The organism is Aeromonas lusitana (assembly GCF_002812985.1).
GTDB classification, from domain to species: domain Bacteria; phylum Pseudomonadota; class Gammaproteobacteria; order Enterobacterales; family Aeromonadaceae; genus Aeromonas; species Aeromonas lusitana.
In genome coordinates this window covers 54,783-81,128 of the sequence record NZ_PGCP01000021.1, presented here as the reverse complement: position 1 = coordinate 81,128, position 26,346 = coordinate 54,783, and the positions used below count along the sequence as shown (strand labels likewise).

Genomic DNA, 26,346 nt, shown 5'->3' with positions numbered 1-26,346 from the left:
GAACGATGAAGCGAACGCTGATCCTGGTGCGTCACGGCAAGTCGAGCTGGGAGGAGGACTTGCCGGACAGGGAGCGGCCGCTGGCCGAGCGTGGCCTGCGAGATGCCCCCATGATGGGCAAGCGCCTGGCCAAGGCGCTGGCTGACAATGAGGTCCATCCGGACCTTATCCTGTCGAGCCCGGCGTGCCGGGCCCTGTCGACGGCTAGGCTGCTCGCCGATGTGCTCGCCTATCGCGGGGAGATTGCCTTGGATAAACGTATGTATGCAAGCGATGCCCGCACCCTGCTGACTGTGATAGGGGCGCTCGATGATGGGCTGCGATGCGTCATCCTGGTGGGGCACGATCCCGAATTCACCGAGCTGGCCCATGGATTCTCCAGCGAGATCACCCGCATGCCGACCTGTGCCATCGCTCGCTTCAGCTTCGAGGGCGAGCCCTGGTCGGCCATCCCAACGCTCGCCCCGACCAGGGTCTGGTTCGATTGTCCAAAAAAGCCGTAAGCAATCTCTTTTCCGGCGCGGCTTAGGTACCAAAACGGCGTGCAATAACAACAGGGGCCGAGAGGCCCCTGCATGTTATGTACGATCCCATCCCTAGCTCACCGTAAAGGAGAGCATCATGCCGGTGTCCTCGTGCTCCAGCAGGTGGCAGTGGGCCATGTAGGCGCGCTCTTTCGGGGCAGGGTGGTCAAACTGAATAAGCACCTCGCTCTCGCCCCCCTCGACTCGGACTATGTCCTTCCAGCCCGCGCGATGGGGCAGGGGCGCCTGACCGTTCTCCTTGAGGATGCGAAAACGGGCGCCGTGGATATGGAAGGGGTGCAGCATCATGTCCCCCTTGCCGGAGATGGTCCAGCGCTCAGGCTGACCGAGTTTGGCATCGAAGGCCGGCACCCCCATCTCGAACGCCTGGCCGTTGATGCGATTGGCCATGGAGAGCCCTTCCCCCAACCCTTGCTTGCCTGAGCCAGCCCCGTGGGACATCCCCATGGCGCCGTGATCCATGCCCTTCATCTCTGGCATCCCCTTCATCCCCTCCATCTTGTGCATGGCGTGGGGATCCGGATTGCCGGCGGTGTGCATCTCCATGCTCATGCCGCTACCCATGGCCTTCTGGCCATAGGTCTCCATCAGTCGTTGCATGCCGATCCTGTCGAGATCCGGATCCATGGCGAGCTGGAAGTGGCGACGGGTCCAGCTGTCACTATTGCTTGGCAGGGATGGGAGCGATCTGAGCCTGTCCGGCAGGCTGGCGGCCAGGGTGAGGGCGGAGGGGGCCAGGGTCAGCAGGGGCAGGGGCTGATCGAAGGGAGGCAGGGCCATGCCCATCTGGGTGACGGGCAGGGCGAGCAGCTCGATGGCCTTGTCCTTGAGCTCCACCATGACCTCGAAGCGCTCCCCCATCAGCACCTCCAGCTCGGTGAGTTTGACCGGTTCGGGCAGGAAGCCCCCGTCGGAGGCAATCACATAGAAGGGCTGGTTGCCGCCAAGGGCCAGGCGCAGGGAGCGGGCGTTGCAGCCGTTGAGAACGCGAAGCCGCACCCAGCCGCGGGGCGCCACATGTCGGGGGGCCAGGGCGCCGTTGACCAGGGGCAGGTCCCCGAACCAGCCCACGGCGGCGCTCATCTCATCGAGCCGATAGTCTATCTGACCCTTGGCATCGAGGCGCTTGTCCTGAAGCACCACGGGAATGTCGTTGACGCCCCAGCGGGTGGGCAGCGGCCAGCGGGCGCTCTCCTCGTCATCGATGAGGATGAGACCGGCCAGCCCCATGGCCACCTGGCGCCCTGTCTTGCCGTGGGCGTGGGGGTGATACCAGCAGGTGGCGGCGGGCTGGGTCAGAGTGAAGCGGCTAGTGAGGGTCTCCCCCGGCGCTATCATGGCCTGGGGGCCGCCGTCGGCGTCACCGGGGATCTCCAGCCCGTGCAGATGCACAGTGGTGGTTTCCGGCAATCGGTTCAGGGTGTGCAACTGGATGGCCTCATCGGTGCGCAGCTTCAGGGTCGGACCGAGCAGGGCGCCGTTGTAGCCCCAGGTCAGCGTCTCCTTGCCACGCCAGGCTGTGACACCGGGCTGCGCCGTCAGGGCGATATTGCCTGCCGCGTCCGGGGTGAGCAGAGGCGGAATGGGCAGACTCTGGGGCTCGGCGGCAGAGAGCAGGCGCGAATAGGAGAGCGGCAATACGCCGGCGAGTCCGAGCAGTGAGCCGCGGATCAGAAAGTCACGTCTGTTCATAGGAGGATTTCCCATCAGGTTCTCGTTACCGTCACCTTGACTCTTCCCCCTGAGGGAAGGTCAACCCACAGACGATGGTCCGGCCATTGCTCCCTTTGCTGCGCTTATTCGCCGACAGGGGCACCTCTGCCGTGATGATTGGCAGGCGCGGCCCTATTGCGCAGCCTGGGTTGCGGGGAAGGGGTCTTGCCACTCGGGGCGATAGCGGCGCAGGATCTCCTGCTGCTCTTCGCTGAGATAGGGGTTTTCCAGCGTAATCACGATGCGAGCTGGTAGATCCAGCTGCTGCAACGCCAGTCGGGTCGAGTCATGGCTGCGCAGCAGCGCCTGGAAGCTGCCGTTGTGGTACATGATGTCAAGGCCGGCGGCCACTATCTCATTGGTGCGTTTGTTCTCGGGGGAGCCGTAGAAGAAGAGATCGCTTGGGTAGTGCAGGAGCAACCGGTTGTCGATGACAAGCCCGGGCCCGAAGTGGTCGACCTCGGGCAGCACCTCGAAGATGGCGCGGGGCAGCACGTCGAAGCGCCCGGCCTTGAGCATGGGAAACAGGTTGGGGTATTCGGAGGTGACCACCCGCAAGCCATTGGCCCGGTAGATGTCGCTGTCCACCCAGGTGGTGCCACCGCCCACGCGCAGGGAGGCCAGCGCCTCCTTGCTGGTGATCCCATCCAGCGCGGCGTCCTGCTCTGCCCGCAGCAGCACCCGGTAGCCGCCACCCCCTAGGTAGAGGGGAACGGGGATGAGATCGAGCTGACTGGAGAAGGGGGCGCCGATGGAGGTGGCCAGCATGTTGCAGCGGGTGCCGAGGCCAACCTCGGTGGCGGCGCGCCTGTCGGAGGTGACTCCTTCTGGCAGCGAGCAAAATTGCACATCCGGGGTGTGGCCTGCGGCGCGAATGGCGCTCTCCAGCAGGGCTTGGCGATAGTGCAGCAGGGGATTGTCGGTCTGATTGCTGCCGATCAGGCGCACATGAATGACCTCGGCCAGCGCGGCTTGGGCCCATAACCCGGCAGCCAGCAGCAGGCCGCACGCGACCAACCCGGATCCTTTGCGCATAACGACCTCCATCTTTCTCATGGGACCAGAGGGCACAGACTTGGCTTTTTCCCGCTGGTGAGTCCCATTATGCGGCTCGGCTTATCCGCCATACAACCACGGCCAAGTGCTTGTTATCACAGATTTGTTCACTGCCCGCGCGACCAGCCTGATCGCCACCGAGGAGCCTTGTGGCTCATCTTGATATGTGGTTTACGGAGCCCGATTCTGCACCGCCTGGAGGGCCAGATCCGGCGACCCTCGTTTTGAAAGAGGGTGTGGATCGCGAGGTGCTCAAGGGATGGATCCGCGCTGTCATTCCCTGCCATCTGGCCGGGAAGAAGCCGCGCCGCTTACCCCTAGGGCAAACGGCGCCCGTGAACTCAGCCGTCAGCGGACTGGTTCATCTGCTGGCTCATGGTGTCGATAAAGTCGCGGATGACAGGGGAAACAGGCGCGCCGGCCGTCTGCGGCGCATAGAGTACGCATACATCGGCCGGGATGGCCTGCTCAAGGCGAACGAAGCGCACATGGGGCCACTTCTGGTGGGCATAGCTGGCCGGGGCGAGGGCCACTTGCTGGCTGGTCGCCACCACCGCCATCAGGGTATTGGGCTCGACCACCTCCTGAGTGAGCTGGGGGTAGAAACCCTCCATCAGGCAGGAGTCGATGATGAGATCGGTGGAGGCCGAGTTGGCCCGGCTCATCAGCACGAAGCGCTCGCCAGCCAGCTCGGTGAGGGAGACCCGTTTGCGATCCCGCAGCGGGTGCTCGTCCGATACCGTCAGCATCATGGACTCCCGATAGACGCTCTCGGCCTGCAGGGGGTGGATGTTGAAGGTGTCGGCGAAGCGGGCGAGGCCGATGTCGATCTCCTTGCTCGCCAGCGCCTGTTTCTGCTTCTCCGGCGAGAGCTCGGTGAAGGAGATCTCGTACTCGGGGTGCAGCCGATGGCACTGTCTTATCACCTCGCCAAAGCCCGCCCAGAAGATCGAGCTGACCAGGCCGATGCGGATCTGGTTGCGCTCCATGCGCCCCGCCTGCACCACCTTGTTGAGGCCGCTCTCCAGCACGTCGAACAGCAGGCTGCATTCGTCCATCAGCAGGCGTCCTGTGGGGGTGAGACGTACCTGGCGGGTGTTGCGCTCGAACAGGGTCAGTCCCAGCACGGTTTCCAGCTCCTTGATCTGGGAGCTCAGCGGTGACTTGGAGACGTTCAACTGCTCGGCGGCCCGGCTGAACTGACCGCAGCGAGCCACCTCATGGAAGTAGCGCAGCATCTTGAGGGTGACGCGATCGCGCCACTGGCTGTCGAGGGACAAGGTGCCTCCTGTCTTGTTTTTTGTGTCATGGGGGGAGGGTGAGATCCCCGTCAAAGATTGCGCATCCAGTACCATCCGCAGCGACCCGGCTGAGGGGGTTGGGGACGATCCGGCTCACACTCTGCGTTTCCGTCATGCCGACAAGCGCTGCCAAACGGGCACAAAGAGGCGTCAATCAGCGCCTTTTATCACCTTTTCAGCCACTCAAATGGCCTGCTGCGGTTTTTATTGTGCTGAAAATCGGGACAGTTGGGCCGATTTTAACGATTTTTTTCGCCAAATACCTCCCCTAGAGTGAGCCCATCCTTCCTTCCATCACTCAATGAGGCGCACTCCATGCACAACCCACAGCACTCCATGCCACAAGATCCCGTTCTCAACGCCGTCGCCACCATTCTCGCTCGCAAACCGGGGTTTGCCCCCCGCGCCGCCATGATCCTGGGCTCCGGCCTCGGCGTGCTGGCCGATGCGCTGGAGGAGAAGGTCTGCATCCCCTACGAGGAGCTGGACGGCTTCCCGGTCAGCACGGTAGTGGGCCACAGCGGCGAGCTGGTGCTCGGCAAGCTGCACGGGGTGGACGTCATCTGCATGAAGGGTCGCGGCCACTACTACGAGCACGAGACCATGAAGGTGATGACCACACCGGTGCGCGCTTTCAAGCGCCTGGGCTGCGAGCTGCTGCTGGTGACCAATGCCGCGGGCTCTCTGCGCCCGGAGCGGATCGGGGTTGGCTCCCTGGTCATCTTCAACGATCACATCAACACCATGCCGGGTACTCCCATGACGGGCGCCAACGACGAGGCCTATGGCCCACGTTTCTTCAGCCTGGCCAATGCCTATGACAAAGAGCTGCGCAGCGAGGCGCTGGCGGTGGCCGAAGGCGAGGGGATTTCGGTCAATCAGGGGGTCTTCGTCTCCTACAGCGGTCCCTGCTTCGAGACCGCGGCCGAGATCCGCATGATGCAGATCATCGGTGGCGACGTGGTGGGCATGTCTGTGGTGCCCGAGGTGATCAGCGCCGCCCACTGCGGCCTGCCGGTGCTGGCCATCTGCGCCATCACCAACATGGCGGAGGGACTCGGCGACGTGCAGCTCTCCCACGAGCAGACCCTCAAGTGCGCCAAGCTGGCGGAAGCGGACTTCATTCGCCTCATCAACGCCTTCATCCGCCACCACTTCTAAGTACCCCAAGACCAGGAGGTCATATGTTTGCAGCAGGATTTCTCGGCATGGCGGCGCTGGTGCTCATCGCCATTCTCGCCTCGACCAACCGCAGGGCCATTCACCTGCGGACCGTGGGGCTGGCGCTGGCCTTGCAGGTGCTCATCGGCGCCCTGGTGCTCTATGTGCCGCTGGGACGGCGGGCGCTGGAGGCCATGGCCCACGGCGTCGACGCCGTGCTGGCCAGTGGCAAGGCCGGCATCCATTTCCTGTTTGGCAACCTGGTCAACTTCTCGGTGGATGGCATCGGCTTCGTGTTCGCCCTCAACGTGCTGCCGCTGGTGGTGTTCTTCTCGGCGCTGATCGCCGTGCTCTATTACCTCGGCATCATGCAGCTGGTGATCCGCTTCATCGGCGGCGCCATGGCCCGCCTGCTCGGCACCTCCCAGACAGAGTCCATGTCGGCGGTGGCCAACGTCTTCGTCGGCCAGAGCGAGGCGCCCCTGGTGGTCAAGCCCTATATGCCCAAGATGAGCGACTCCGAGTTCTTCGCCGTCATGTGTGGCGGCATGGCCTCGGTCTCCGGCACTGTGCTGGCAGGCTACGCCATGATGGGGGTGGACATGCAGTACCTGCTGGCGGCCTCCTTTATGGCTGCGCCCGGCGGCATACTGTTTGCCAAGCTGATCATCCCGGAGACCAGTCAGCCGGCCTATGAGTTCGATCACAGCGTGCAGTTCGATGGCAAGAAGCCGGAGAACGTGCTGGCGGCGGCCGGGGAGGGTGCCAGCAGCGGCCTCAAGCTGGCGGCGGCCATCGGCGCCATGCTGATCGCCATGATAGGGCTGGTTACGCTGGTCAATACTTTGCTCGGCGGGGTGGGGGAGATGATGGGCATGTCGCTCTCTCTTGAGATCATCCTGGGCTGGATCTTCTCGCCGCTGGCCTTCCTGCTCGGGGTGCCGCTGGCGGACATCGGCATCGCTGGCGCCATGATTGGCAAGAAGCTGGTGGTCAACGAGTTCGTGGCCTACAGCGATCTCGCCCCCTACCTGAAAGACGCGAGCACTGTGACCGCCGCCGGGCTGCAGGTGCTGGAGGAGAAATCCAAGGTGATCATCAGCTTCGCTCTGTGTGGCTTCGCGAACCTCGCCTCCATGGGGATCCTGATCGGCGGTCTCGGCACCCTGTGCCCGTCCCGTACCGATTTTATCGCCCGCCATGGCCTGCGCACCGTCTTGGCCGCCACCTGCTCCAACCTGATGAGCGCCGCCATCGCCGGGATCTTCTTCTCCCTGGCGATCTGACCCTCATCCCTCTGTTGCGGGGCGCTGCGGCGCCCCTGTTTATGACCCCTATCCCAACCATGTCGGAGCTTTCTTATGCCCTCAGCCACTCCTTTGGATCTCAAGTCAGCCGCCATCCGGGCCATCCGCCTGATGGATCTCACCAGCCTCAATGAGGACGACACGGATGCGCGCATCACAGCGTTCTGCCAGCAGGCGAAGACGCCCCATGGCAACACGGCCGCGGTCTGCGTCTATCCCCGCTTCGTGACCCTGGCACGGGCCACCCTGACCGCTCAGGGCACGCCGGATATCAAGGTCGCGACCGTGGTCAATTTTCCCCACGGCGACAACGACGCCGAAACTGTGCTGGCCGAGACTCTCATTGCCCTGAATGACGGCGCCGACGAGGTCGATCTGGTGATCCCCTGGCGCGCGCTGATGGCCGGTGACCAGGCCCCCGCGCGGGCACTGGTGCGTAGTTGCAAGGCGCTCTGTGGCGATCGCGTGCTCAAGGTCATTATCGAATCCGGTGAGCTGAAGGAAGCCGCACTTATTCGCGCTGCCTCCCTGCTCGCCATCGAGGAGGGGGCCGATTTTATCAAGACCTCCACCGGCAAGGTGGCGGTCAATGCCACCCCAGAGGCCAGTCGAGTTATGCTGGCGGCCATCGCCGAGCTGGGTGCCCAGCACAGGGTGGGTTTCAAGGCGGCGGGCGGGGTGCGAAGCGCGCAAGAGGCGGCGGACTACCTGGGGATGGCGGTGAGTGAGTTTGGCGAGCACTGGGTGGATGCCGCTCATTTTCGCTTCGGCGCCTCCAGCCTGCTCAATCAGCTGTTGGCAACCCTGAACAGCAGCGAATCACAGGCGCCTGCCGCCCTGGCCTCCCACGGGAGCTACTGATCCCCCTTCTCTTATCGGCGCCTCGCACGGGGCGCCCGTCATTCAGGTGTATCCCATGTCACACTCCCGTTTTCATCAGGCCAGGGCCCACGGCAAGGTGCTGCTGTTCACCCTGCTTATCAGCCTGTCGTTTCCCATCGGCAGCGCCCTGACTGCCGCGCTGGATCCCCTGGTAGTCACCTGGGTGCGCTACCTGCTGGCGGCGCTCTGCTTCGTGGTGTTGCTGGCGGGTCAGCGCAAGCTAGTGCTGCCCTCCTGGCGGGATCTGGGGCGCTATACCCTGATCTGCTTGCCCGCGCTCTGTTACTTCGTCGCCATGTTCGTGGCCTTGCAAGAGACCAGTGCGCTGGATGCCAGCGCCCTCTATACCACGGCTCCCTTGATCAGCGCCCTGGCCAGCATGCTGATCATGCGCCGACCCATCAGCCTGCTGATGGGGGCTGCCTTGCTGGGGGGCATGGTAGCGGCGACGCTTATCATCTTTCGGGGGGATCTCGGCCTGGTGGCGAGCCTGAGCCTCACCCCCAGCAACCGCCTCTATCTGCTCGGCTGTGTGGCCATGGCCCTCAACCCCATCCTGGTCAAGCGCTACTACCGGGGGGAGTCCTTCGTCCATCTCACCTGCTGGACCCTGATCTGCGCAAGCGTCTTGCTCACCCTGGTGACGGCGCCCCGCCTGCTGGCCATCGACTGGCTCAGCATCTCGTTGCCACTCTGGCTCGGCATGGGTTACCTGGCGCTGTTTGCCACGGCGCTGAGCTTCTTCCTGTTCCAGCAGGGCAGCGTGGCACTGCAGCCGGAGCAGGTGTCGGCCTACACCTACCTCATTCCTGTGCTGGTGTTGCTCTGCGATCAGCTGCTGGGGGCATCGGTTCCCTGGCAACAGGTGGGTTGGGGCGTGGCCGGGGTGCTGGTCACCATGGGAGTCATGGTATCTGCGCCGTCGACCGGGAGCCATCGTCTGGGGAGGCTAGAGACTAAGTCCTAGAGGGGAGCTGACTCGGGAAGCCGGGAACCAAGCCTAGAGGAGAGGGGGGCTGCTCGGGAGGTCGAGGACTGAGCCCACTGGGGAGGTCGGCATCGATCCTGCCTGTTTGTCGCCCGAGACAGCCAGTTATTTGCCCATATGGCAGATGAGATAACTACTTTTTAACGGCGTGGTGAATATTTCGGTTGTTAATGCAGATTGTGCAGACGTTTATGTTGTCACAAATCCATCCGATAGCGCGATACGCAAGTGCTCGGAGCTCCCGGAGCATAAGAAAGTGCCGCGAGTTTCCCCTTATGCGCTGCTCTGGCGCTCTGTGCTGAGTCTGCTCTCTCAGCCCTCTGCCGCCCAGCCATTCAATCCGCCCGCAACGCTGGCCAATGCCATCGGCAGCAGGCCCGTTGCACGCGGCGTCTCGGCGGATGAGATGAGACCCAAGATGGCTGGCATCTGATCCGGCGGGCGGTGGCACGCACGTCACCTGATTGATGACAGGAGGCTTGCGAAGGGGCCGTGCGTCGCTCAACTCTGAGGCATTCGCACCCCTTTATCGAGGTAGAGGCTGCTGTAGTGGGCCCTGTGGGTGACCAGCATCACCTGATGGCGGCTGCCGTCGGAGAGGATGATGAAATCCCCCGCCTGGGCAGGGCTTTGTAGGACGATCTCGTGTTCGGGGGCGGTCAGCTTGTCGGACTCTTCCCGAAAGCTCAGGGTGTAAGAAAACATATGGCGCTCCACAACAGGCTCATATACAAACACATATTCACAACTCTAGTTGTCCGTGCCGGGATCCGCGGCGCCCAAGTGGCGCTCTTGCATCACTTAAATTGCGGGTAGGGTTACTCGCCAACAGCACTATCTCGTACGGCTCGTCTGGCGGGTAGAGCTGATGTCGGGGGCAGCGGGCAAGCCGTCTGTTTGAAGCCTCATTACAAGGAGCAGTCATGAAGGAATGGAAAGCCGAATTGGTGCGCATCGCCGCCTTTGCCGCGGGGGCGCAGGGGGGCAACCCTGCCGGTGTCTGGATAGGCGGCAGCCTGCCCGAGGCAGAGGAGATGCAGCGCATCGCCGCCGAGGTGGGTTTCTCGGAAACCGCCTTCGCCGCGCCGCTGCCGGAGGGTGCACAAACCAATGAGCCCCGCGAATGGCGGGTGCGCTACTTCTCTCCCGAGGCCGAGGTGCCTTTCTGCGGCCATGCCACCATTGCGCTCGGGGTCGCGCTGGCCCGCCGTTTCGGCGCCGGGGAGCATGCACTGCAGCTCAATCAGGCCAGGATCCAGGTCTCCGGCTGGCAGGATGAGGCGGGGGCCTGGCAGGCGGCGCTGCAGTCACCACCGACTCGCAGCCGACCCGCCCCGGTGGAGACGCTCGCCGCCACCCTGGCGCTGTTTGGCTATACCGCTGCGGACTTGGATCCCCGCATTCCCCCCGCCCTCATCCATGGCGGTGCGGATCACCTGGTGCTGGCGCTAAAGGATCGCGCCACCCTCTCGGCCATGCATTATGAATTGCCAGAGGGCCGCACCCTGATGCGGGCACAGGGCTGGGCGACCGTCCTGCTGGTGTTTGCCGAAGGGGATCAGCTGTTTCATACCCGCAATCCGTTTGCCTTTGGCGGCGTCTACGAGGATCCCGCCACCGGGGCCGCCACCGCGGCCTTTGCGGGTTATCTGCGCGACCTTCACTGGCCTCACTGTGGTGCCATCGACCTGGTACAGGGGGAGGACATGGGCATGCCGTCGCACCTGCACGCCGAGATCCCGGCAGAGCCAGGCAGCGCGATCAGGGTGTCGGGTCGGGCGAGGTTGATGTGAGCACGGGGCGGCTCATGACGCTGCTCTGGGGTAGTTGAGAGGGGTGAGAGGAAAGATCACTCTGGCGGAAAAGGCCGGTTCCTGATCATCAGGGGATCAGGAACCGGTGCGATGCACTTAAGGCCGGCCGCTTAGCAGGATGGCGCCGCCGAGTGTGATAAAGAGTCCGCCCGTGATGCGGCTGAACAGGCGTTGGCCCCGCGCCGGGTTGAAGTAGCTGCCGGCGCGTCTGGCCAGGGCCACATAGCTCAGGTGTACCAAAGTGACGATGACGCAGATGCTCAGGTACATGGTGACAAACTGGATGGGCAGCGGGCTCTGGTGATCGAGAAACTGGGGCAGCAGGGCGCAGAGGAAGATGATGGTCTTGGGGTTGCTGGCCGATACCAGAAACGCCTCGCGAAGGAGTGCGAGATCGCTTCTGGTGCGGGTGCGTGGATCCGTCAAGGGCATGTCGTGACTCCCGGCCCTGGCCGATCGCAGGGCCTTGTAGCCCAGATAGATAAGATATCCGCCGCCGGCGAGCTTGAGGGCGATAAACAGGGGCGGCAGTGTTTGCAGCAGGGCACCGACCCCCATGGCGACCAGAAAAATCAGGATGGCCTGACAGCACAGGTTTGCGCTGATGGTGAGCAGGGCCGGGCGCCAGCCAAGTTGCAGGCCGTTTTTAACCACCAGCAGCACATTGGGGCCCGGCGTCAGGGTTGCCAGCAGATAGGCCAGGAAGAACAGCATCCATGTGTCCAGAGTCATGATATTTCCCTTGTGAAAAGCCTCATGATGCGCCGCACCCATGGGCGCGTCCAGTGGCGTGCGCCGCTAATTTGTGGATATTTTTCTGGCACTTGCCCAAGCATGGGATCCCATGATGAAGGGGTCCCTCAAGCTGCCACTTCGTCGACCAATAAAAAAACCGCCTTCAGGCGGTTTTTTTATTGAAAAGCCTTATTTCAGGGCTTTTTTCAGCTTCTTGATCTTGCCTTCGTGCTTGGCAATCTTAGCCTTGCTGTTCTCGATCTTCTTCTTGATCTCTTTCTTGGATGCCTTAGCCATATGGGTTCTTCCTTTAGGTGGGGGCAGCGCTGCCCTGGGTGTGTCTTTCCATCGACTGCACACTGATGGCAAGGGGAGCTATCGTCTCTCTGCGCGGGCTGGGCTCTGTTGCCGCATCCGTATCGGATGGCTGCTCACAGTGGACGATAAAGGGGTATGACCCCCGAGGCGATGGCCCGTTGTGCCGTCGCCGATGTCTCTACAAGCTAGCGATATTTATCTGTAACGCAAGTAAAAGGCAAGGGGCAGCTTCAAACGATAACGTTTATGACGTCAATCAGTTGGCAACCATTAGGTTTTGAGTTGCCCCCTTTTCTGCGCCAACAGGGGCCCGTGCGATGGCGCTTGTCTCACCCTGGCGGGCTTTTGTGACAATGAATTGATCTGAAGTTGATTGCCGAGTCAGTAGCAAAGGTATACTGGCGCGGTATTTTTAGCCTGTAGCAAAGTTGTACCCATGTCTTTATCTACCGCTTTACCCCCTCTGCAAGTGCAAGCCATGATCCGCGATCTGAAAGAGGGTCGCTTTGCCCCCAGACAGCCCCTCTGTGATGATCTCGCCAGGGATCCCCTCATGGTGGAACTCAACGAACTGGCTGACAGCCTGGATCGGCGTTTTCGCGAGCTGCATAGATTGCAGGAGATCGCCGCCGAGGTCAGCAAGGGGCTCTTTATCGAAGATACCCTCACCCTCATCTACGACACCTTCGCCGAGTTCATTCCCTACGATCGCATCGGCTGTGCCCTGCTCTGTGACGATGGTATCCGGGTGCGTTCCTTCTGGTCCAAGAGCCGGATCAAACAGTTGCCAGGGCTCAAGGAGGGGTATCGCGCCAAGCTGACGGGCAGCAGTCTGGCCCAGATCCTGGAGACGGGGGAGCCCAGGATCATCAACGATCTCGAAGTCTATCTGGCAGAGCATCCTCGTTCCCTCTCAACCCGCCTGGTGCTGCGGGAGGGGGTTCGCTCCAGCCTGACCTGTCCGCTGCAGGTGGATGGCAAGGGCATAGGCTTCCTGTTCTTCTCCAGCGCCCGCAAGCACACCTATCAGAAGCTGCATCAGGAGGTGTTTGTCTATCTGGCGCGCCTCGTCTCCTCCATCATCGAGAAGGCGCAGCTCTATCGTCAGGTACATGAGCTCAATGCCCAGCTGGAGGCCGCGCTGGCCGAGCTCAAGGAGCGATCCTGCCGGGACGCGCTGACCGGTGCCCTCAATCGCGGGGCCATCATGGAGCACTTTGAGCAGCAGATGCAGCTGGCAAAGCGCCGTGGCGAGCCGCTGTGCCTCATCATGCTGGATCTCGATCACTTCAAGCAGATCAACGACACCCACGGCCATCCCGCCGGCGATCATGTGCTGCAGCAACTGGTGCAGGCGCTGACGGCCGAGCTGAGGGAGAGCGATCGGCTGGGGCGTTATGGCGGGGAGGAGTTCATCTTGTTGCTGGGGGAGAGCGACTTGGCCGAGGGTGCCAGGGTTGCCGAGCGACTGAGGGCCAGGGTAGAGGCCATGGACATAGTGCTTGAGGGACAAGGCGTCCCGGTCACCATCAGCCTGGGGGTGAGTGGGGTGCTGCCCATGGGCACAACTTATCCTGCTTGCGCCGAGTTGCTGGCGCAGGCGGATCGGGCGCTCTATCAGGCAAAGCGCACCGGTCGTAACCGGGTCTGCCTGCATGAGGAATAAACCCGCCTTGACGCTTGCCGTGATCCAATAGAAAAAGCGCCCGGTGGGCGCTTTTTCATGGCAAGCGGAGTGACCTCGCGCCGGATCAGGCCTTCTTCAGGTAGGCCGCCACCAGCACTATCTGTACGCCGTTGACCTTGCCTTCGATGTGCAGCGGGTTGTTGGTCAGGCGGATACCCTTGACCAGGGTGCCGCGCTTGGCGGTGAAGCCGCCACCCTTGACCTCAAGATCCTTGATCAGGGTTACCGAGTCCCCTTCCGCCAGCACGGCGCCGTTGGAGTCGACGGTCGGTACGCTGTCGTCATCATCGCTTGCCATGCCCGCTTCGGCCCAGGCCTTGGTCTCTTCTTCCATGTACATCATGTCCAGCATGTCCTGAGCCCAGAGCTCGCCACGGGCGGCCAGGGCCTTGAGCTGACGCCATGCCATCACCTGCACCGCAGGGACCTGGCTCCACATGCTGTCACCCAGGCAACGCCAGTGGTTGACCACTGTGGTGTCCGGCTGCTCCAGCTGACCATGACAGGTGGCACAAAGCGCCACGCTATGATCGTCGTCGCTGGCGGGGGAGTGGGGCACCGGGAAGGCAGTCAGGACGTGTTCTGCTCCACAGAGTTCACACTTGGCGCCCGCGCGCGCTTGCAGGATGGCATTGATGGTCATGTTTCGATTCCGTTTATAGGGGGAAAACGGCCCGCAGAAGCGCGCCGTGCTAACAAGGGGGCGGAATATAGCACAAATCCATGTTGTTTGTCAGGCTAAGGCACTGCGCCCAGTGCCCGCTAGGGAGAGCGCCCATCTCTGGAGCCACCTGTCGTTCCCCTGAGCGTGGCGCCATGGATGCATTTTGATGGCAGATCGCTAGAATGAGCCTCCTTTTTGACGACAGGACACTCGCCGCCGTGCTGGCTCATCGTTTTCAACAACTGGACCGCCTGCTGACCGACACCCGGCGCTGGTGGCAATACCAGCCTTATCACCACCTGAGCCTGGCCTTCGCCGAGGAGGCTCCGGCGATGGCCGCCTGTCTCAATGCCTTGAGCCTGGATGAGATCATGCACCTCGATGGCGACATGGGGGCGCTCTGCACCTTACTCGCACCCTGGATCCCACAAGGGCGCGCCCTGCAGATCCTGAGCGAGCTGGATGCCTTTCTCCCCGAGCCCATTGAATGCGGCAAGGCCATGGCCATGTACATGCCGGGGCGCAAGCAGGCGCAAATCGAGGCCTTTATCGGTTGTCTGCCCGCCCATCAGGGGCCCTATCTGGAGTGGTGCGCTGGCAAGGGGCACTTGGGACGTCTGGTGTCGCTGCAGCGGGAGGCGAGAGTCGTCAGTCTGGAGCTGCAGAGCCAGCTGTGCGAGGAGGGGCGTCAGCTGGCGGCCCGCGATGGTGCTCAGATGCAATTTATCGAGGCCGATGCCTTTGCCCCCGAGGCCGGCCAACTCATCACGAAGCAGCATCACGCCATGGCGCTGCATGCCTGCGGCGAGCTGCACACCCATCTGCTGGAGCGGGTGGCCGAGCGCGGCGCGAGCGGCGTGACACTCTCTCCCTGCTGTTATCACCTGATCCGCGGCGATCATTATCAACCCCTGTCGCGAGCCGCCAAAGCGAGCGCCTTGCACCTTGGCAAGAGCGACCTCAAGTTGCCACTGCAAGAGACGGTGACCGGCGGTGCCCGCATCGCCCGCCTGCGCGAGCAGGAGGTGGTGTGGCGTCTCGCCTTTGACTGCCTGCAGCGCCAGGTGCGCGGGGTGGATGAATACCTGCCGGTGCCCAACATGCAAAAGAGCCTGCTTGGCGGCAGCTTCGAGGCCTTCTGTGGCTGGGCGGCGCAGCGCAAGGGCATTTCTCTGCCCGCCGGACTCGATTATGCCGCCTTCCTGGCCCGTGGGGAGGCACGTTTTGGTGATGTCGCCCGCATGGAGCTGGTGCGCCACCTGTTTCGCCGACCCCTCGAGATCTGGCTGGCGCTGGATCGGGCGCTCTACCTGCAAGAGCAGGGCTACGCGGTGGAAGTGGGAGCCTTTTGCGACAAACCCATGACGCCGCGCAACATCCTGATCCGGGCGGTGCGGCCCTGACGATTTAGGGGAGTGTGGGATGGGGCAGGGCGTCACAGTGCAATAAGAGTGCAATAAGCGTGACCTGCCTTGCCGTTATTCTCGTGGCGTACCCCGGATAAGCGTCATTGCCCAACATGATATTTCAGGGTATGCACTCCCTATATCCTGATGCTTGTTGTTGTTATCGGAATAACAGGTTTGTTGGGGGTATTTTTGCCACGCCATCACCCAGAGTGAAATGGCTCACAAATTCGCCAAATTCTTAATTCTCGTCGTGAATTTAGTAATTAAAGCGCCTATGCTCGGCCTGCACTTTATGCCAAGACAAGGATTGCTCACCATGTTCCAACCCAAGCTTTGTGCCTGGCTGGTTGCTGGGCTCTGTGCCTCGCCAGCTTATGCCGCCATGAATATTCAGCCCGACCCACAAAATAGCGGTGGCTATGTCATCGCCGCCTCCGATATAACGGCCGTTGAAAAGGCCAAGACCGCCAATCCCATGTACGGGATCTGGTCAAAGGCATTGGCCACTCGTCCCAATGCCATTGTGGATGCCATAGTACCGCGCCTTGCCAGCAATCCGGACAACGTGAAACGGGTCGAGCGGGTATTTACCGAATCGGATTGGGACTTTCTGACCCAGATGGCGGCGCCGGAATATACCTATGAGCGCTTCTTGCGTGCGGTAGGCAAATTCCCGGCATTTTGTGGTGAATATACCGATGGCCGCGATTCAGATGCCATCTGCAAGAAATCCATCGTGACGGCCTTTGCCCATTTCGCCCAGGAAACCGGTGGTCATATCGCTAAAAATAATAGCTCGGACAATCCCCTTGGGCTGGAAGAGTGGCAGCAGGCGCTGGTGCATGTGCGTGAGATGGGCTGGTCGGAAGGGCAGACCGGTTATACCACGGGCTGTGGCCAGAATGACTGGCAAAACAAGAAATGGCCCTGCGCCACCGGCCAGGGTTATTTTGGCCGCGGGGCGAAACAGCTCTCCTATCACTTCAACTACGGCGCCTTCTCCGAAGCCATGTTCGCGGGAGACGCCTCGGTATTGCTCAACGATCCCGGTCGGGTCGCCGACTCCTGGCTGAACCTGGCCTCCGCCATCTGGTTCTTCCTGACCCCGCAGGCCCCCAAGCCCGCCATGCTGCACGTCATCGACCGCACCTGGGTGCCCTCCCAGCGCGAGATCGCCGCCGGTATCGGCTATGGCTTTGGTACCACCATCAACGTCATCAACGGCGGTATCGAGTGCGGCGAGCAGAACAAGGACAAGGGCCAGCCGGTCAACCGTATCCGTTATTGGGAAGGACTGGCGGCCCATTACCAGATCCCCATCAAGGCGGATGAGAAAAATACCTGCTGGCAGCAGACGCCTTATGGCAGCCTGAATTTGAACGGCGCCACCGACGTGCTTTATACCAACTGGGACGGCAACTGGAAATATTATGCTGACAGACCGGGGGGTTATTCCTTTGAATGCGAGCTGGTGGGTTTCCAGACCGCTTATTCGGCACTGGTGCCGGGGGATTATGAGAAATGCGTGACCAACGCCTATGGCTCTCATGCCAGTTGGCCCAAGGTAAGAATTGTCGACAAGCTGGATCCCGCCCCGGTCGATCCTTCCAATCCGCCGGTTGGGGATATTCCAGCCTGGGTAGCCAGCAAGGTGTATACGGCGGGTAACAAGGTGAGCCATAAAGGCATCATTTATCAGGCCAAGTGGTGGACGCAAGGGGACGATCCCACCAAGGGTGGCCCCTGGGCGCCTGCTGCCTGATAAATAATCTGGATGCCGGGTAGCCTAATAATCTAACCCGGCATAAAGCAGCGCTGCCAATAATTGGGGGAGAGGGTTCGTCTCCCTCTATTGGTTGGGGTGAAGATAATATGGGGAGTTGATTTATCACCAAAGCTGTTTTATTGATGATGGCTATCTTATCCAGCTCGTAATCAATATGTTCTTCTCTGCGCTGCGTATCTGCCCCGTTTGCCAACAACGGCTATTTCCGTTCAAGGCATTCCTTATCAGCCCCAAGCTTAAATTTCACTACAAAGGGTGTGACTCCCGGCTGGAGATGTATGAGGTGCGCCGCCGCCCCATTATTAACGGGTTGCTGATGAGCTGCTTCTTTGTGGTGATGTTACGAGAGTACGGCAATCTGTTGAGCCTGGCGTTTGGCATCAAGGGGGGCGCCATCATCTTGCTGATGACCTATGTCCAGTTGAAAACTAGTGCCCTGAGGGTTTCGCAAGAGGCACCCAAGCAGGCGCTGTAAAAGCGGGATCTGTGGGCGGCATCACCTGTCATCCCCATGGGTCAGCCTATTGGTGGTGTGCCTGGCGGCCATACACAAAAGGATCTTGTCATGAATATCGCCATCCATTTTGAAATTCCGGTGCGGGATCTCGCGCGGGCCATCCGCTTCTACGAGCAGGTGTTTGAACTCGAGTTGGAGCGAACCAGCATAGACGGTAACGAGATGGCCCTGTTCCCCCTCGATGAAGCGGCGCCCGGCTGCTCCGGGGCCCTGGCCAGGGGGGAGAGCTATGTGCCAAGCCTGGATGGTACTCGCATCTACCTGAGGGTGGGGGATATTGAGCTGGCGATGGCCCGCGCCCTTGGGGCGGGGGCAAAGGTGCTCTACCCTGTTACTCGGGTGAGCGAGCAGATCCGGGTGGCCGAGTTTCAGGACCCCGAGGGCAATCGCATCGCCTTGCAGGAGATGGCGAGGCCCTGACCCTTCTCTCACTTCTTATAGGAAGGCCTTAAGGCCAGAAAAGTTGTTATGACGATACGTATTGCTACCCCGGCGGATGTGGCCGGGATGTTCGAGGTGCGCACTCGGGTGCGCGAAAATCACATATCCCTCGCCGAGCTGGCCGAGCTTGGGATCACCCCAGACAGCCTGCCAGCCATGCTCAGCGGCAGCGGGCGAGGTTGGGTCGCCTGTGACGAGGGCAGGGTAGTGGCCTTTGCCATGGCGGATGCCAGTGACGCGACCCTGTTTGCCCTGTTTGTCCGCCAGAGTCATGAGGGCAAGGGGCTGGGTCGCCAGCTGATGCAGGCGGCCGAGAGCTGGCTGGGGGCACAGGGTTGCCACGAGATCTGGCTGCTGACCGACGCCGACACCCGTGTCAGGGCGAATGGTTTTTATCGTCATCTTGGCTGGTTGGATGACGGTATTCAGGACGATGGACAGGTCCGCTTCACGAAGCTTTTGTCAGGGAGTACCTGACGAGCGGTTGGATCTCTTTATCGAGCGAAAGCATGGCCGAAGAGACTTCGGTATCTTTTCCAAGGAGACAGTTATGGAAGGTCATTGTCTGTGTGGCGGTGTGGTCGTGTCGACCGGCGATCATAAAGAGGTCAACCTGTGCCACTGCGCCATGTGCCGGCGCTGGTCCGGCGGGCCCATGTTTGCGGTGCACAGCGGCACGGCGGTCCGCTTTACCGGGATCGCCCCAGCAGCCTATCGCTCCTCCGAGTGGGCGGAGCGCGGCTTCTGCCCGACCTGCGGCACTCACCTTTTCTACCATCTGTTGCCAACGGATGAGTACATCCTGTCCGCCGGCCTGTTCCAGGAAGAGGCGTTCGAGCTCGCCAGCCAGATCTTTATCGACGAGAAGCCGGCTTTCTATGAACTCAAGAACGACACCCCGACCCTGACCGGTCAGCAGGTGTTCGAGCAGTTTGCCCCCAAACCTTAAGCACCTTATCGACCCATGCCCGTGCCACAGGTGCGGGCGCCGCGACCCAAGGAGACTGTCATGGATGAACAACCCAAGGTGAAGGGGCCCGCCTCGTATTTTCCCTCCATCGAGCAGAAATACGGCGAGCCCATCGCTCACTGGCTGACGCTGCTGGCGAGTCGGGAGGAGAAGAAACACATGGCGCTGGTGGCCTGGTTGAAAGCCGAGCACGGCATGGGCCACGGTCATGCCAACGCCCTGGTGGCCCATTTCCTGGCGCAGGGGTAGCGCGCCCGGTAGAGCGATACCGAGACATAAGGAGCACCGATGGAACTGGTGGTGATCCGCCATGGGCAGACCCGGGCCAATGCCGAGAGCCGCTATCTCGGCGCCCTGGATATTCCGCTCAACGAGGAGGGGCGCAGACAGATGTCCGAGCTGGCGCTGGGGCTTTCAACTGAGGCGCCGTTTGCGCTGCTGGTGTCATCCCCCTTGCTGCGGGCGAGGCAGAGTGCCGAGCAGATGTCCCGTGCGCTGGTGCTGCCTGTTCAGCTCATCCCGGCCTTTCGTGAGCGGCATGTGGGGTTGTTTGAGGGGCTGACCCAAGGGGAGGCGCGGGAGCGCTACCCCGAGCTGTGGGCGCGCAACATCACCCGGCGCTGGGCCGAGGCCCCCCCCGGCGGGGAATCCCTGGACGCCGTGATCGCCAGGGTATCCCAGGGATTGACCGAGCTTGCGCATGAACATGAGGGGGAGCGGGTATTGCTGGTGGCCCACGGGGTGGTGGCCAAGGTGATCCGGGCCCTTACCTGTGCTGGGTTTGCCGATTTTTTCGATTGGCAATTGCATAACGGTGGCAGGCTGGTGGTCAACCTCGCCTCTGCTCCTTCACCCATCCGGTTCCATCGCCCGAATGGGCAGGGCTCGTCTTGTGGTTCTTGAAGGGGGATGACAGCCGATTGTCGCCCCAGCACAGTGAGCCATGCCATATGACAAGGCCGCATCGGTCTCTTGTTGCAAGCGTGCTGCGCCTGAGCGGGCAGAGGCGCACTGGACGCGGCAAACGGCACTAGCCTGTAAGCGGATGAGCTTTTATAAGGAAGAGCAAGATGAAGATCAATGTCAGCGTACGGGTAGCGCGGCCGATCGCCGCCGTCTGGCAGGGCTGGAACACACCCGCCAGCATCATGCAGTGGAACGCCGCCTCCGAGGATTGGCACACCGACGACAGCCGGGTCGACCTGAGGGTCGGGGGACGGTTCTGCCACCATATGGCGGCCAGGGACGGCAGCCTGGGGTTTGATTTCGAGGGCACCTTCACCGCCGTGGAGGCGCCGACGCTGCTGCGCTACGTCATGGATGATGGCCGCAGCGTGACTGTGCACTTCCAGGAAGAGGCAGGGGAAACCCTCATCAACGAGGAGTTTGACGCCGAATCGGAGCACAGTGGCGAGCAGCAGCGGGCCGGTTGGCAGAGCATCTTGAACAACTTCAAGCGACATATGGAAAGCGCGAGCTGAAACATGAATAAAACAGCACCGGCCATTGGCCGGTGCTGTTTTATTGGGGAGGCGGCAAGGCAGATGCCGCCTTATCCTGCCCGATCAGCTCTTTATTCTTCGATATCCAGCAGCACTAGGATGGCGCTGTCGCCGCCCCACTCGCGAGGAGCCTGGTGGAAGGCGCGCACATTGGGATGCTGGGCCAGCCAGCTCGGGATCCGCTGCTTGAGGACATGCTTGCCGATGCCGTGCATCACGGAGGCGACGTGGATGTTCTCCTTTTGGCACAGGGTCAGCAGGGCGGCCAGCTCCTGTTTCGCCTGGTTCTGGTTCATGCCGTGCAGATCGAGATAAATCTCCGGCGGATAGCTGCCGCGTTTGAGCTTTTTCAGCTCGAATGCCGACACATCTTCGCGCACGAAACGGGTCGGGCCATCCTCATCCAGATGGGGCTGGTATTCATCGCTGAAAAAGTGGTCGACCCCAAGCTTTTCGCGGCTCTCACGCAGTTCGCGTTTCTGCTTGACCGGGCGCAAGTCGGCCCTTATGGTATCTTGCTTTATTTTCCGGGTACCTTTGACCGCATCGCGAAACAGCAGGCTTTCCTCGTCTGTGGGTGAGGGCGTTTTTTTCATCAGGTACTCGTCTTGCTCGTTATATAAGAATGCTCGGGCCGGATATTACTCGACTTGGAGGTGGATTTGGACAAGATATTTATCGATGAGGTGGTTGCCGAGATGCACACCATCCAGGACATGTTGCGCTGGGCCATGAGTCGTTTCAACGACGCCGGGATCTTCTACGGACATGGTACCGACAACGCCTGGGATGAGGCCGTGCAACTGGTGCTGCCCGCGTTACATCTGCCGCCAGACGTGGATCCGGGCATGCGCCACTCCCGTTTGACCACCAGCGAGCGTCACCGCATCGCCGAGCTCATCATCCGCCGGGTGCAGGAGCGGGTGCCCGCCGCCTACCTGACCAACAAGGCCTGGTATGCCGGCTGGGAGTTCTACGTGGACGAGCGAGTGCTGATCCCGCGCTCCCCCATCGCCGAGATGGTGGCCAACCGCTTCGCGCCCTTCTTGAAAGAGGAACCGACCCGGATCATGGATCTTTGCACCGGCTCCGGTTGCATCGCCATCGTCATGGCCCACGAATTCCCCCACGCGGAAGTGGATGCCATCGACATCAGCGTCGATGCCCTGAACGTGGCCGAGCGCAACATCAACGATCATGGCCTCGAGCAGCAGGTTATCCCGATCCGCTCCGATCTGATGCGCGATCTGCCTGCCGGTGACAAGTACGATCTCATCGTCTCCAACCCGCCCTACGTGGATTCCGAGGACATGTCGGATCTGCCGGACGAGTTCCGTCACGAACCCGAGCTCGCGCTCGCCTCCGGCTCCGATGGCTTGAAACTGACCAAGCGCATCCTGGCCAATGCCGCCGACTTCCTCAACGAGGACGGCGTGCTGGTGGTCGAGGTGGGCAACAGCATGATCCACCTGGAAGCCCAGTTCCCCGAGGTGCCTTTCACTTGGGTCGAGTTCGAGAACGGCGGTCACGGCGTGTTCGTGATGACCCGGGCCGAGCTGGTGCAATATCAGGATCATTTCGCGATTTACAAGAGCTAAGCAGCAAGGAGCCTCCATGGCAGGGAACAGTTTTGGCCAACTCTTTCGGGTCACCACCTTCGGCGAGAGCCATGGCCTGGCGCTCGGCGCCGTGGTCGACGGCTGCCCGCCCGGGCTTGAGATAAGCGAAGCGGATCTGCAAATCGATCTGGACCGCCGCAAGCCCGGTACCTCCCGCTATACCACCCAGCGCCGCGAGGATGACGAGGTGAAGATCCTGGCGGGGGTGTTTGAGGGCAAAACCACCGGCACCTCCATCGGTCTGATGATCGAGAACCAGGATCAGCGCTCCAAGGATTACTCCGACATCAAGGACCTGTTCCGCCCGGGCCACGCCGATTACACCTATCACCAGAAGTACGGCCAGCGTGACTACCGTGGCGGCGGTCGCTCCTCGGCGCGGGAGACCGCCATGCGGGTGGCGGCGGGTGCCATCGCCAAGAAGTACCTCAAGCAGATGCACGGCATCGAGATCCAGGGCTTCCTCTCCCAGCTCGGCCCCATCAAGGCCGAAGCGTTCGATGGGGCGCAGATTGAGCAGAATCCCTTCTTCTTCCCGGATGCGGGCAAGCTGGAGGCGCTCGACGAATACATGCGCGCCCTCAAGAAAGAGGGCAACAGCGTCGGCGCCAAGGTGCAGGTGATCGCCACCAATGTGCCGGTGGGCCTGGGGGAGCCAGTGTTTGATCGCCTCGACGCCGACATCGCTCACGCCATGATGGGTATCAACGCGGTCAAGGGCGTGGAGATCGGTGATGGCTTCGCCGTGGTGGAGCAAAAAGGCTCGGAGCATCGCGACGAGATGACCCCGACCGGTTTTGCCAGCAACCACTCGGGCGGCATCCTGGGGGGTATCTCCTCAGGCCAGGACATAGTGGTAAGCATGGCGCTCAAGCCGACCTCCAGCATCACGGTACCGGGAAAGACCATCACCATCAGTGGTGAGGCCACCGAGATGATCACCAAGGGCCGTCATGATCCTTGCGTCGGCATCCGCGCCGTGCCCATCGCCGAGGCCATGCTGGCCCTGGTGCTGATGGATCACCTGCTGCGCCACCGTGCCCAGAACATGGGCGTGCTGACCCAGACCCCTCAGCTGCGCTGAGTCGCTGATAAGCAGACGATGATCAGTGCATCGGACAAGCGGCTGATCACAACAGCCATACAAGCGTAAAAAAGGCGACCCAAGGGTCGCCTTTTTCATGGGCATTCATGACCAGTGTTCAGCTCTCTGGCCCCTGGGGGAAGCGAGTGTTGTCGAAGCGACAATTGGGCGGGGCAAAAGCCACATCGGGGGCGGGCAGGGCCGCGATGGCGGCGTCGATGCGGGCGAGCTGGGCATCGCTCAGCGCCTCTTTTGCAAACATCAGGCTGACCGGTTGTTGGTGCATGAGCAACTGACAGGCAATGAACTCCTCCGCCCCCAGCTGCGCCAGCCGGTACTGGGCGTGTTGCCACTCCATGATGATGCCATCGAGACGCCGTGCCAGCAGCAGTTCGATGAGCTTGTCATCCGAGTTGTATTCGCGCGCTTCCTTGAGGGAGGGGCAGGCCTCGGTGAGCGGGGTGGGGCGGGTGCCCCGCAGCTTGCCAAGCCGCAGCCCGCTTGCCTGACACAGATCTTCAAAGCGCGCTATTCCCTGCCAACGATCGACGACTCCCGCAGAGGCGCTATGGCTGAGCAGCACAAAGCTGGCGCGCCGATAGGGGGCGGAGAAGCGGGCAAACTGGCGCCGCTCCTGGGTATCGAGCGCTCCCATGCCGGCACCCAGTTGGCCGCGCTCGAGCAGGTGCAGGGCCCGGGCCCAGGGGAGGTTGCGAAATGTGGGTTCAAGATCTGCCTCTTGCAGGATCTGGCGGGTCAGACGCACATCGATCCCCTCAAGCTCCCCCCTGGCGTCGAGCTGGCTGAAGGGGGGCCAGTGGCTCCAGGCCACCGACAGCGTCTCTCTGGCCATGAGCGGCAGGCTCAAGGCAAACAGTGAGGCCAGACCCAGGGCGTGCAAGAGCGCGCCGGGGACATGCATCCTTATCAAGCAGAACCTCCCTGTTCTGGGCCATAGTGTTGCCATGTCGGTGTCATGGTGGCGGTTGTCATGAGCCTTGCGGCCGCGATTCGGGCGACTTGTAGCATGGCCATTCTGCCCCGCGGCAGCCCTCTTTTCTACCCATGCTGGGAGGGTCGTCACATTTTTCTCGTATGACGGTGCCAACTCCGTTAGACTGCGCCTCTATTCTTTCCCCTTTGCTCTGCTCCCCGGGGAAATCGTTGTTTTCTCAATAGGCCCAGTTCTTGTGAGATGGCATCGGCTCAGCAGAGGAGCCCCACCACAAATCCCCGGCGCCCCTATCTCTAGCAGGTAATTATGAGTTTTTCTTCCCTCGGTCTGGCCGAACCCTTGTTGCGTGCCGTTGCCGAGCAAGGCTACGACACCCCGTCCCCCATTCAGCTGCAAGCGATCCCCGCCGTTCTGGCCGGCCGCGACCTGATGGCGGCGGCCCAAACCGGGACCGGCAAGACCGCAGGCTTTACCCTGCCCATGCTGCAGCGTCTGATGGAGAGCAAGCGTAAGGTCTCTCCTAACCGCATTCGCGCCCTGGTACTGACCCCGACTCGCGAGCTGGCCGCCCAGGTAGGCGAGAGCGTGCGCAACTACGGCAAGCATCTGCCGATGCGCAGCCACGTGGTGTTCGGCGGCGTCAGCATCAACCCGCAGATGATGGCGACTCGCCGTGGTCTGGATGTGCTGGTCGCCTGCCCGGGCCGCCTGATGGATCTCTACAACCAGAACGCCGTGCGTTTTGATGAAGTGGAAATCCTGGTGCTGGACGAAGCGGACCGCATGCTCGACATGGGCTTCATCCGTGACATCCGCAAGATCCTGGCCCTGATGCCGAAACAGCGTCAGAACCTGCTGTTCTCCGCCACCTTCGCCGATGAAATCCGCGAGCTGGCCACCGGTCTGCTCAACAACCCGGCGGTGATCGAAGTGGCCCCGCGCAACAGCACAGCCGAGCGTATCGAGCAGCTGGTGCACCCGTGCGACAAGGCCAACAAGATTGCCTTGCTGAGCCATCTGGTGACCAGCAACGACTGGCAGCAGGTACTGGTGTTCACCCGCACCAAGCACATGGCCAACCGTGTCGCCGAGACCCTCGACAAGAACGGCGTCAGCGCCGCCGCCATCCACGGCAACAAGAGCCAGGGGGCCCGTACCCGCGCCCTTGCCGGTTTCAAGGATGGTAGCGTCAAGGTGCTGGTCGCGACCGACATCGCCGCCCGCGGTCTGGACATCGACAAGTTGCCGCAAGTGGTCAACTTCGAGCTGCCGAACGTGGCGGAAGACTATGTGCACCGTATCGGCCGTACCGGCCGTGCCGGCGCAGCCGGTCACGCCATCTCCCTGGTCGCGGCCGATGAAGGCAAGCTGATCAAGGCCATCGAGCGCCTGACCAAGCAGAACATCCCGTGCGAGCAGGTGGCCGGTTTCGAAGCCTCCCGCGAGACCCTGGATAACATCGCCCGTGGTATCGGCGCGCCCCTGCGCAAAGAGCCGCGCGATCCGAGCGAGCAGCGCCGTGCGCCGCGCCCGCAGGGTCAAGGCCAGCGTCAGGGCGCCGGTCGCTCAGGCAATAACGGCGGCGGTGCCCGCTCCGGTAACGGTGGCAAGCCCCAGGGCGGTCAGCGTCCGGCCGATGGTGCTGGAAAACCGGCCCAGGCCCGTCGTCCTCGCCGCGCCAGCCACAATCAATAAGCGGGTGGGGGAACTCCCTCACCGCCGATGCGATAGATAGGAAAAGCCCTGCCAATCTGGCAGGGCTTTTTTATGTCGAGGAGATAAGATGGCGACCCCGATGCTGTGCTGATCTATCGAACTTAAATCTCGTAATGACTCTATTTAATTGATTATTTATGGATTAAACGGGATGTTTTTGTTTGATTATTCAGATA

At 61.7% G+C, this 26,346-nt stretch carries 27 protein-coding genes; 19 read left to right on the top strand and 8 right to left on the bottom strand.

The window, feature by feature from the left end; genetic code table 11:
* Positions 1-5: 5 nt before the first annotated feature.
* Positions 6-503: a SixA phosphatase family protein gene (locus tag CUC44_RS13950; protein WP_100860525.1), complete on the top strand. Its 498-nt coding sequence runs from the start codon at positions 6-8 to the stop codon at positions 501-503.
* Between the two features lie 93 nt (positions 504-596).
* Here CUC44_RS13950 and cueO read toward each other — a convergent pair whose 3' ends face one another.
* The 3 genes from cueO to CUC44_RS13935 form a co-directional block, all read right to left on the bottom strand.
* Positions 597-2,237 (bottom strand): multicopper oxidase CueO, encoded by a 1,641-nt coding sequence (gene cueO / locus CUC44_RS13945; protein ID WP_100860524.1) that lies wholly within the window; start codon positions 2,235-2,237, stop codon positions 597-599.
* A gap of 153 nt (positions 2,238-2,390) precedes the next feature.
* The gene (locus CUC44_RS13940) at positions 2,391-3,293 is read right to left on the bottom strand and encodes a hypothetical protein (protein ID WP_100860523.1); all 903 of its coding nucleotides are present in this window, start codon (positions 3,291-3,293) and stop codon (positions 2,391-2,393) included.
* Positions 3,294-3,655: 362 nt separating this feature from the next.
* Positions 3,656-4,594: a LysR family transcriptional regulator gene (locus tag CUC44_RS13935; RefSeq protein WP_100860522.1), complete on the bottom strand. Its 939-nt coding sequence runs from the start codon at positions 4,592-4,594 to the stop codon at positions 3,656-3,658.
* 336 nt (positions 4,595-4,930) lie between these two features.
* On the opposite strand from CUC44_RS13935, the gene xapA reads away from it, so the two are divergent.
* The 4 genes from xapA to CUC44_RS13915 all read left to right on the top strand — a co-directional run bounded on the left by xapA (position 4,931) and on the right by CUC44_RS13915 (position 8,932).
* On the top strand, positions 4,931-5,776 hold the full coding sequence (gene xapA / locus CUC44_RS13930; RefSeq protein ID WP_244166789.1) for a xanthosine phosphorylase: 846 nt from the start codon (positions 4,931-4,933) through the stop codon (positions 5,774-5,776).
* A 23-nt stretch (positions 5,777-5,799) separates the two neighbouring features.
* Positions 5,800-7,062: a NupC/NupG family nucleoside CNT transporter gene (locus CUC44_RS13925; protein ID WP_100860521.1), complete on the top strand. Its 1,263-nt coding sequence runs from the start codon at positions 5,800-5,802 to the stop codon at positions 7,060-7,062.
* A gap of 75 nt (positions 7,063-7,137) precedes the next feature.
* Positions 7,138-7,944, top strand: a complete 807-nt coding sequence (gene deoC, locus CUC44_RS13920) for a deoxyribose-phosphate aldolase (protein ID WP_100860520.1) — start codon at positions 7,138-7,140, stop codon at positions 7,942-7,944.
* A gap of 55 nt (positions 7,945-7,999) precedes the next feature.
* Positions 8,000-8,932: a DMT family transporter gene (locus CUC44_RS13915; RefSeq protein ID WP_100860519.1), complete on the top strand. Its 933-nt coding sequence runs from the start codon at positions 8,000-8,002 to the stop codon at positions 8,930-8,932.
* Between the two features lie 522 nt (positions 8,933-9,454).
* On the opposite strand, the gene CUC44_RS13910 is transcribed toward CUC44_RS13915, so the two are convergent.
* The gene (locus tag CUC44_RS13910) at positions 9,455-9,658 is read right to left on the bottom strand and encodes a hypothetical protein (RefSeq protein WP_100860518.1); all 204 of its coding nucleotides are present in this window, start codon (positions 9,656-9,658) and stop codon (positions 9,455-9,457) included.
* Between the two features lie 218 nt (positions 9,659-9,876).
* Between CUC44_RS13910 and CUC44_RS13905 the strand changes: the two genes are divergently transcribed.
* Positions 9,877-10,746, top strand: a complete 870-nt coding sequence (locus CUC44_RS13905; protein ID WP_100860517.1) for a PhzF family phenazine biosynthesis protein — start codon at positions 9,877-9,879, stop codon at positions 10,744-10,746.
* Positions 10,747-10,863: 117 nt separating this feature from the next.
* Here CUC44_RS13905 and CUC44_RS13900 read toward each other — a convergent pair whose 3' ends face one another.
* Positions 10,864-11,499: a LysE family translocator gene (locus tag CUC44_RS13900; protein WP_100860516.1), complete on the bottom strand. Its 636-nt coding sequence runs from the start codon at positions 11,497-11,499 to the stop codon at positions 10,864-10,866.
* A 757-nt stretch (positions 11,500-12,256) separates the two neighbouring features.
* Between CUC44_RS13900 and CUC44_RS13890 the strand changes: the two genes are divergently transcribed.
* Entirely contained in the window at positions 12,257-13,486 is a 1,230-nt protein-coding gene (locus CUC44_RS13890) for a sensor domain-containing diguanylate cyclase (protein WP_100860514.1), read from the top strand.
* Positions 13,487-13,571: 85 nt separating this feature from the next.
* Here the strand turns inward: CUC44_RS13890 and CUC44_RS13885 are convergent, their stop codons facing one another.
* Positions 13,572-14,150, bottom strand: coding sequence for a PhnA domain-containing protein (locus CUC44_RS13885; RefSeq protein ID WP_100860513.1), 579 nt, complete (start codon positions 14,148-14,150; stop codon positions 13,572-13,574).
* Between the two features lie 203 nt (positions 14,151-14,353).
* Here CUC44_RS13885 and CUC44_RS13880 point away from each other — a divergent pair, with 203 nt between their 5' ends.
* From CUC44_RS13880 to CUC44_RS13840, 9 genes are all read left to right on the top strand, one after another.
* Positions 14,354-15,574, top strand: a complete 1,221-nt coding sequence (locus CUC44_RS13880) for a methyltransferase (protein WP_100860512.1) — start codon at positions 14,354-14,356, stop codon at positions 15,572-15,574.
* Positions 15,575-15,896: 322 nt separating this feature from the next.
* Entirely contained in the window at positions 15,897-17,342 is a 1,446-nt protein-coding gene (locus CUC44_RS13875) for a chitinase (RefSeq protein ID WP_100860511.1), read from the top strand.
* A gap of 340 nt (positions 17,343-17,682) precedes the next feature.
* Positions 17,683-17,841: a hypothetical protein gene (locus CUC44_RS21025; RefSeq protein ID WP_157812791.1), complete on the top strand. Its 159-nt coding sequence runs from the start codon at positions 17,683-17,685 to the stop codon at positions 17,839-17,841.
* A gap of 90 nt (positions 17,842-17,931) precedes the next feature.
* A complete protein-coding gene (locus CUC44_RS13865; RefSeq protein ID WP_100860509.1) occupies positions 17,932-18,303 on the top strand; it encodes a VOC family protein in 372 nt (123 codons plus the stop codon).
* A gap of 48 nt (positions 18,304-18,351) precedes the next feature.
* Positions 18,352-18,801: a GNAT family N-acetyltransferase gene (locus CUC44_RS13860; protein ID WP_100860508.1), complete on the top strand. Its 450-nt coding sequence runs from the start codon at positions 18,352-18,354 to the stop codon at positions 18,799-18,801.
* A gap of 73 nt (positions 18,802-18,874) precedes the next feature.
* Complete coding sequence (locus CUC44_RS13855) at positions 18,875-19,273, top strand: GFA family protein (protein ID WP_100860507.1); 399 nt, start codon at positions 18,875-18,877, stop codon at positions 19,271-19,273.
* Between the two features lie 60 nt (positions 19,274-19,333).
* Positions 19,334-19,543: a DUF4287 domain-containing protein gene (locus CUC44_RS13850; protein ID WP_100860506.1), complete on the top strand. Its 210-nt coding sequence runs from the start codon at positions 19,334-19,336 to the stop codon at positions 19,541-19,543.
* Positions 19,544-19,582: 39 nt separating this feature from the next.
* Positions 19,583-20,197, top strand: coding sequence for a histidine phosphatase family protein (locus CUC44_RS13845; RefSeq protein WP_100860505.1), 615 nt, complete (start codon positions 19,583-19,585; stop codon positions 20,195-20,197).
* A gap of 167 nt (positions 20,198-20,364) precedes the next feature.
* A complete protein-coding gene (locus CUC44_RS13840) occupies positions 20,365-20,775 on the top strand; it encodes an SRPBCC domain-containing protein (RefSeq protein ID WP_100860504.1) in 411 nt (136 codons plus the stop codon).
* A gap of 92 nt (positions 20,776-20,867) precedes the next feature.
* Here the strand turns inward: CUC44_RS13840 and smrB are convergent, their stop codons facing one another.
* Positions 20,868-21,392 carry an endonuclease SmrB gene (gene smrB, locus CUC44_RS13835; protein ID WP_100860503.1) on the bottom strand — a complete coding sequence of 175 codons (525 nt, stop codon included), beginning with the start codon at positions 21,390-21,392 and terminating at the stop codon, positions 20,868-20,870.
* A gap of 66 nt (positions 21,393-21,458) precedes the next feature.
* On the opposite strand from smrB, the gene prmB reads away from it, so the two are divergent.
* Both prmB and aroC read left to right on the top strand, forming a co-directional pair.
* On the top strand, positions 21,459-22,394 hold the full coding sequence (gene prmB / locus CUC44_RS13830) for a 50S ribosomal protein L3 N(5)-glutamine methyltransferase (protein ID WP_100860542.1): 936 nt from the start codon (positions 21,459-21,461) through the stop codon (positions 22,392-22,394).
* A 16-nt stretch (positions 22,395-22,410) separates the two neighbouring features.
* Positions 22,411-23,499, top strand: coding sequence for a chorismate synthase (aroC, locus tag CUC44_RS13825; protein WP_100860502.1), 1,089 nt, complete (start codon positions 22,411-22,413; stop codon positions 23,497-23,499).
* Between the two features lie 118 nt (positions 23,500-23,617).
* Here the strand turns inward: aroC and CUC44_RS13820 are convergent, their stop codons facing one another.
* Positions 23,618-24,427, bottom strand: a complete 810-nt coding sequence (locus CUC44_RS13820; RefSeq protein WP_425266321.1) for a substrate-binding periplasmic protein — start codon at positions 24,425-24,427, stop codon at positions 23,618-23,620.
* Between the two features lie 333 nt (positions 24,428-24,760).
* Here CUC44_RS13820 and CUC44_RS13815 point away from each other — a divergent pair, with 333 nt between their 5' ends.
* Positions 24,761-26,149: a DEAD/DEAH box helicase gene (locus CUC44_RS13815; RefSeq protein WP_100860500.1), complete on the top strand. Its 1,389-nt coding sequence runs from the start codon at positions 24,761-24,763 to the stop codon at positions 26,147-26,149.
* Positions 26,150-26,346 lie beyond the last annotated feature (197 nt).

Excerpts from the sequence above, each read along its gene's own strand:
- CUC44_RS13915 (WP_100860519.1), top strand. The coding sequence starts at position 8,000 with ATGTCACACTCCCGTTTTCATCAGGCCAGGGCCCACGGCAAGGTGCTG.
- aroC (WP_100860502.1), top strand. The coding sequence starts at position 22,411 with ATGGCAGGGAACAGTTTTGGCCAACTCTTTCGGGTCACCACCTTCGGC.
- CUC44_RS21025 (WP_157812791.1), top strand. The coding sequence starts at position 17,683 with ATGAGCTGCTTCTTTGTGGTGATGTTACGAGAGTACGGCAATCTGTTG.
- CUC44_RS13905 (WP_100860517.1), top strand. The coding sequence starts at position 9,877 with ATGAAGGAATGGAAAGCCGAATTGGTGCGCATCGCCGCCTTTGCCGCG.
- CUC44_RS13860 (WP_100860508.1), top strand. The coding sequence starts at position 18,352 with ATGACGATACGTATTGCTACCCCGGCGGATGTGGCCGGGATGTTCGAG.
- CUC44_RS13910 (WP_100860518.1), bottom strand. The coding sequence starts at position 9,658 with ATGTTTTCTTACACCCTGAGCTTTCGGGAAGAGTCCGACAAGCTGACC.
- CUC44_RS13940 (WP_100860523.1), bottom strand. The coding sequence starts at position 3,293 with ATGCGCAAAGGATCCGGGTTGGTCGCGTGCGGCCTGCTGCTGGCTGCC.
- CUC44_RS13875 (WP_100860511.1), top strand. The coding sequence starts at position 15,897 with ATGTTCCAACCCAAGCTTTGTGCCTGGCTGGTTGCTGGGCTCTGTGCC.
- CUC44_RS13890 (WP_100860514.1), top strand. The coding sequence starts at position 12,257 with ATGTCTTTATCTACCGCTTTACCCCCTCTGCAAGTGCAAGCCATGATC.
- CUC44_RS13815 (WP_100860500.1), top strand. The coding sequence starts at position 24,761 with ATGAGTTTTTCTTCCCTCGGTCTGGCCGAACCCTTGTTGCGTGCCGTT.
- smrB (WP_100860503.1), bottom strand. The coding sequence starts at position 21,392 with ATGAAAAAAACGCCCTCACCCACAGACGAGGAAAGCCTGCTGTTTCGC.
- CUC44_RS13845 (WP_100860505.1), top strand. The coding sequence starts at position 19,583 with ATGGAACTGGTGGTGATCCGCCATGGGCAGACCCGGGCCAATGCCGAG.
- CUC44_RS13865 (WP_100860509.1), top strand. The coding sequence starts at position 17,932 with ATGAATATCGCCATCCATTTTGAAATTCCGGTGCGGGATCTCGCGCGG.
- cueO (WP_100860524.1), bottom strand. The coding sequence starts at position 2,237 with ATGAACAGACGTGACTTTCTGATCCGCGGCTCACTGCTCGGACTCGCC.
- CUC44_RS13900 (WP_100860516.1), bottom strand. The coding sequence starts at position 11,499 with ATGACTCTGGACACATGGATGCTGTTCTTCCTGGCCTATCTGCTGGCA.
- xapA (WP_244166789.1), top strand. The coding sequence starts at position 4,931 with ATGCACAACCCACAGCACTCCATGCCACAAGATCCCGTTCTCAACGCC.
- CUC44_RS13855 (WP_100860507.1), top strand. The coding sequence starts at position 18,875 with ATGGAAGGTCATTGTCTGTGTGGCGGTGTGGTCGTGTCGACCGGCGAT.
- CUC44_RS13850 (WP_100860506.1), top strand. The coding sequence starts at position 19,334 with ATGGATGAACAACCCAAGGTGAAGGGGCCCGCCTCGTATTTTCCCTCC.
- CUC44_RS13885 (WP_100860513.1), bottom strand. The coding sequence starts at position 14,150 with ATGACCATCAATGCCATCCTGCAAGCGCGCGCGGGCGCCAAGTGTGAA.
- CUC44_RS13880 (WP_100860512.1), top strand. The coding sequence starts at position 14,354 with ATGAGCCTCCTTTTTGACGACAGGACACTCGCCGCCGTGCTGGCTCAT.
- deoC (WP_100860520.1), top strand. The coding sequence starts at position 7,138 with ATGCCCTCAGCCACTCCTTTGGATCTCAAGTCAGCCGCCATCCGGGCC.
- CUC44_RS13950 (WP_100860525.1), top strand. The coding sequence starts at position 6 with ATGAAGCGAACGCTGATCCTGGTGCGTCACGGCAAGTCGAGCTGGGAG.
- CUC44_RS13925 (WP_100860521.1), top strand. The coding sequence starts at position 5,800 with ATGTTTGCAGCAGGATTTCTCGGCATGGCGGCGCTGGTGCTCATCGCC.
- CUC44_RS13840 (WP_100860504.1), top strand. The coding sequence starts at position 20,365 with ATGAAGATCAATGTCAGCGTACGGGTAGCGCGGCCGATCGCCGCCGTC.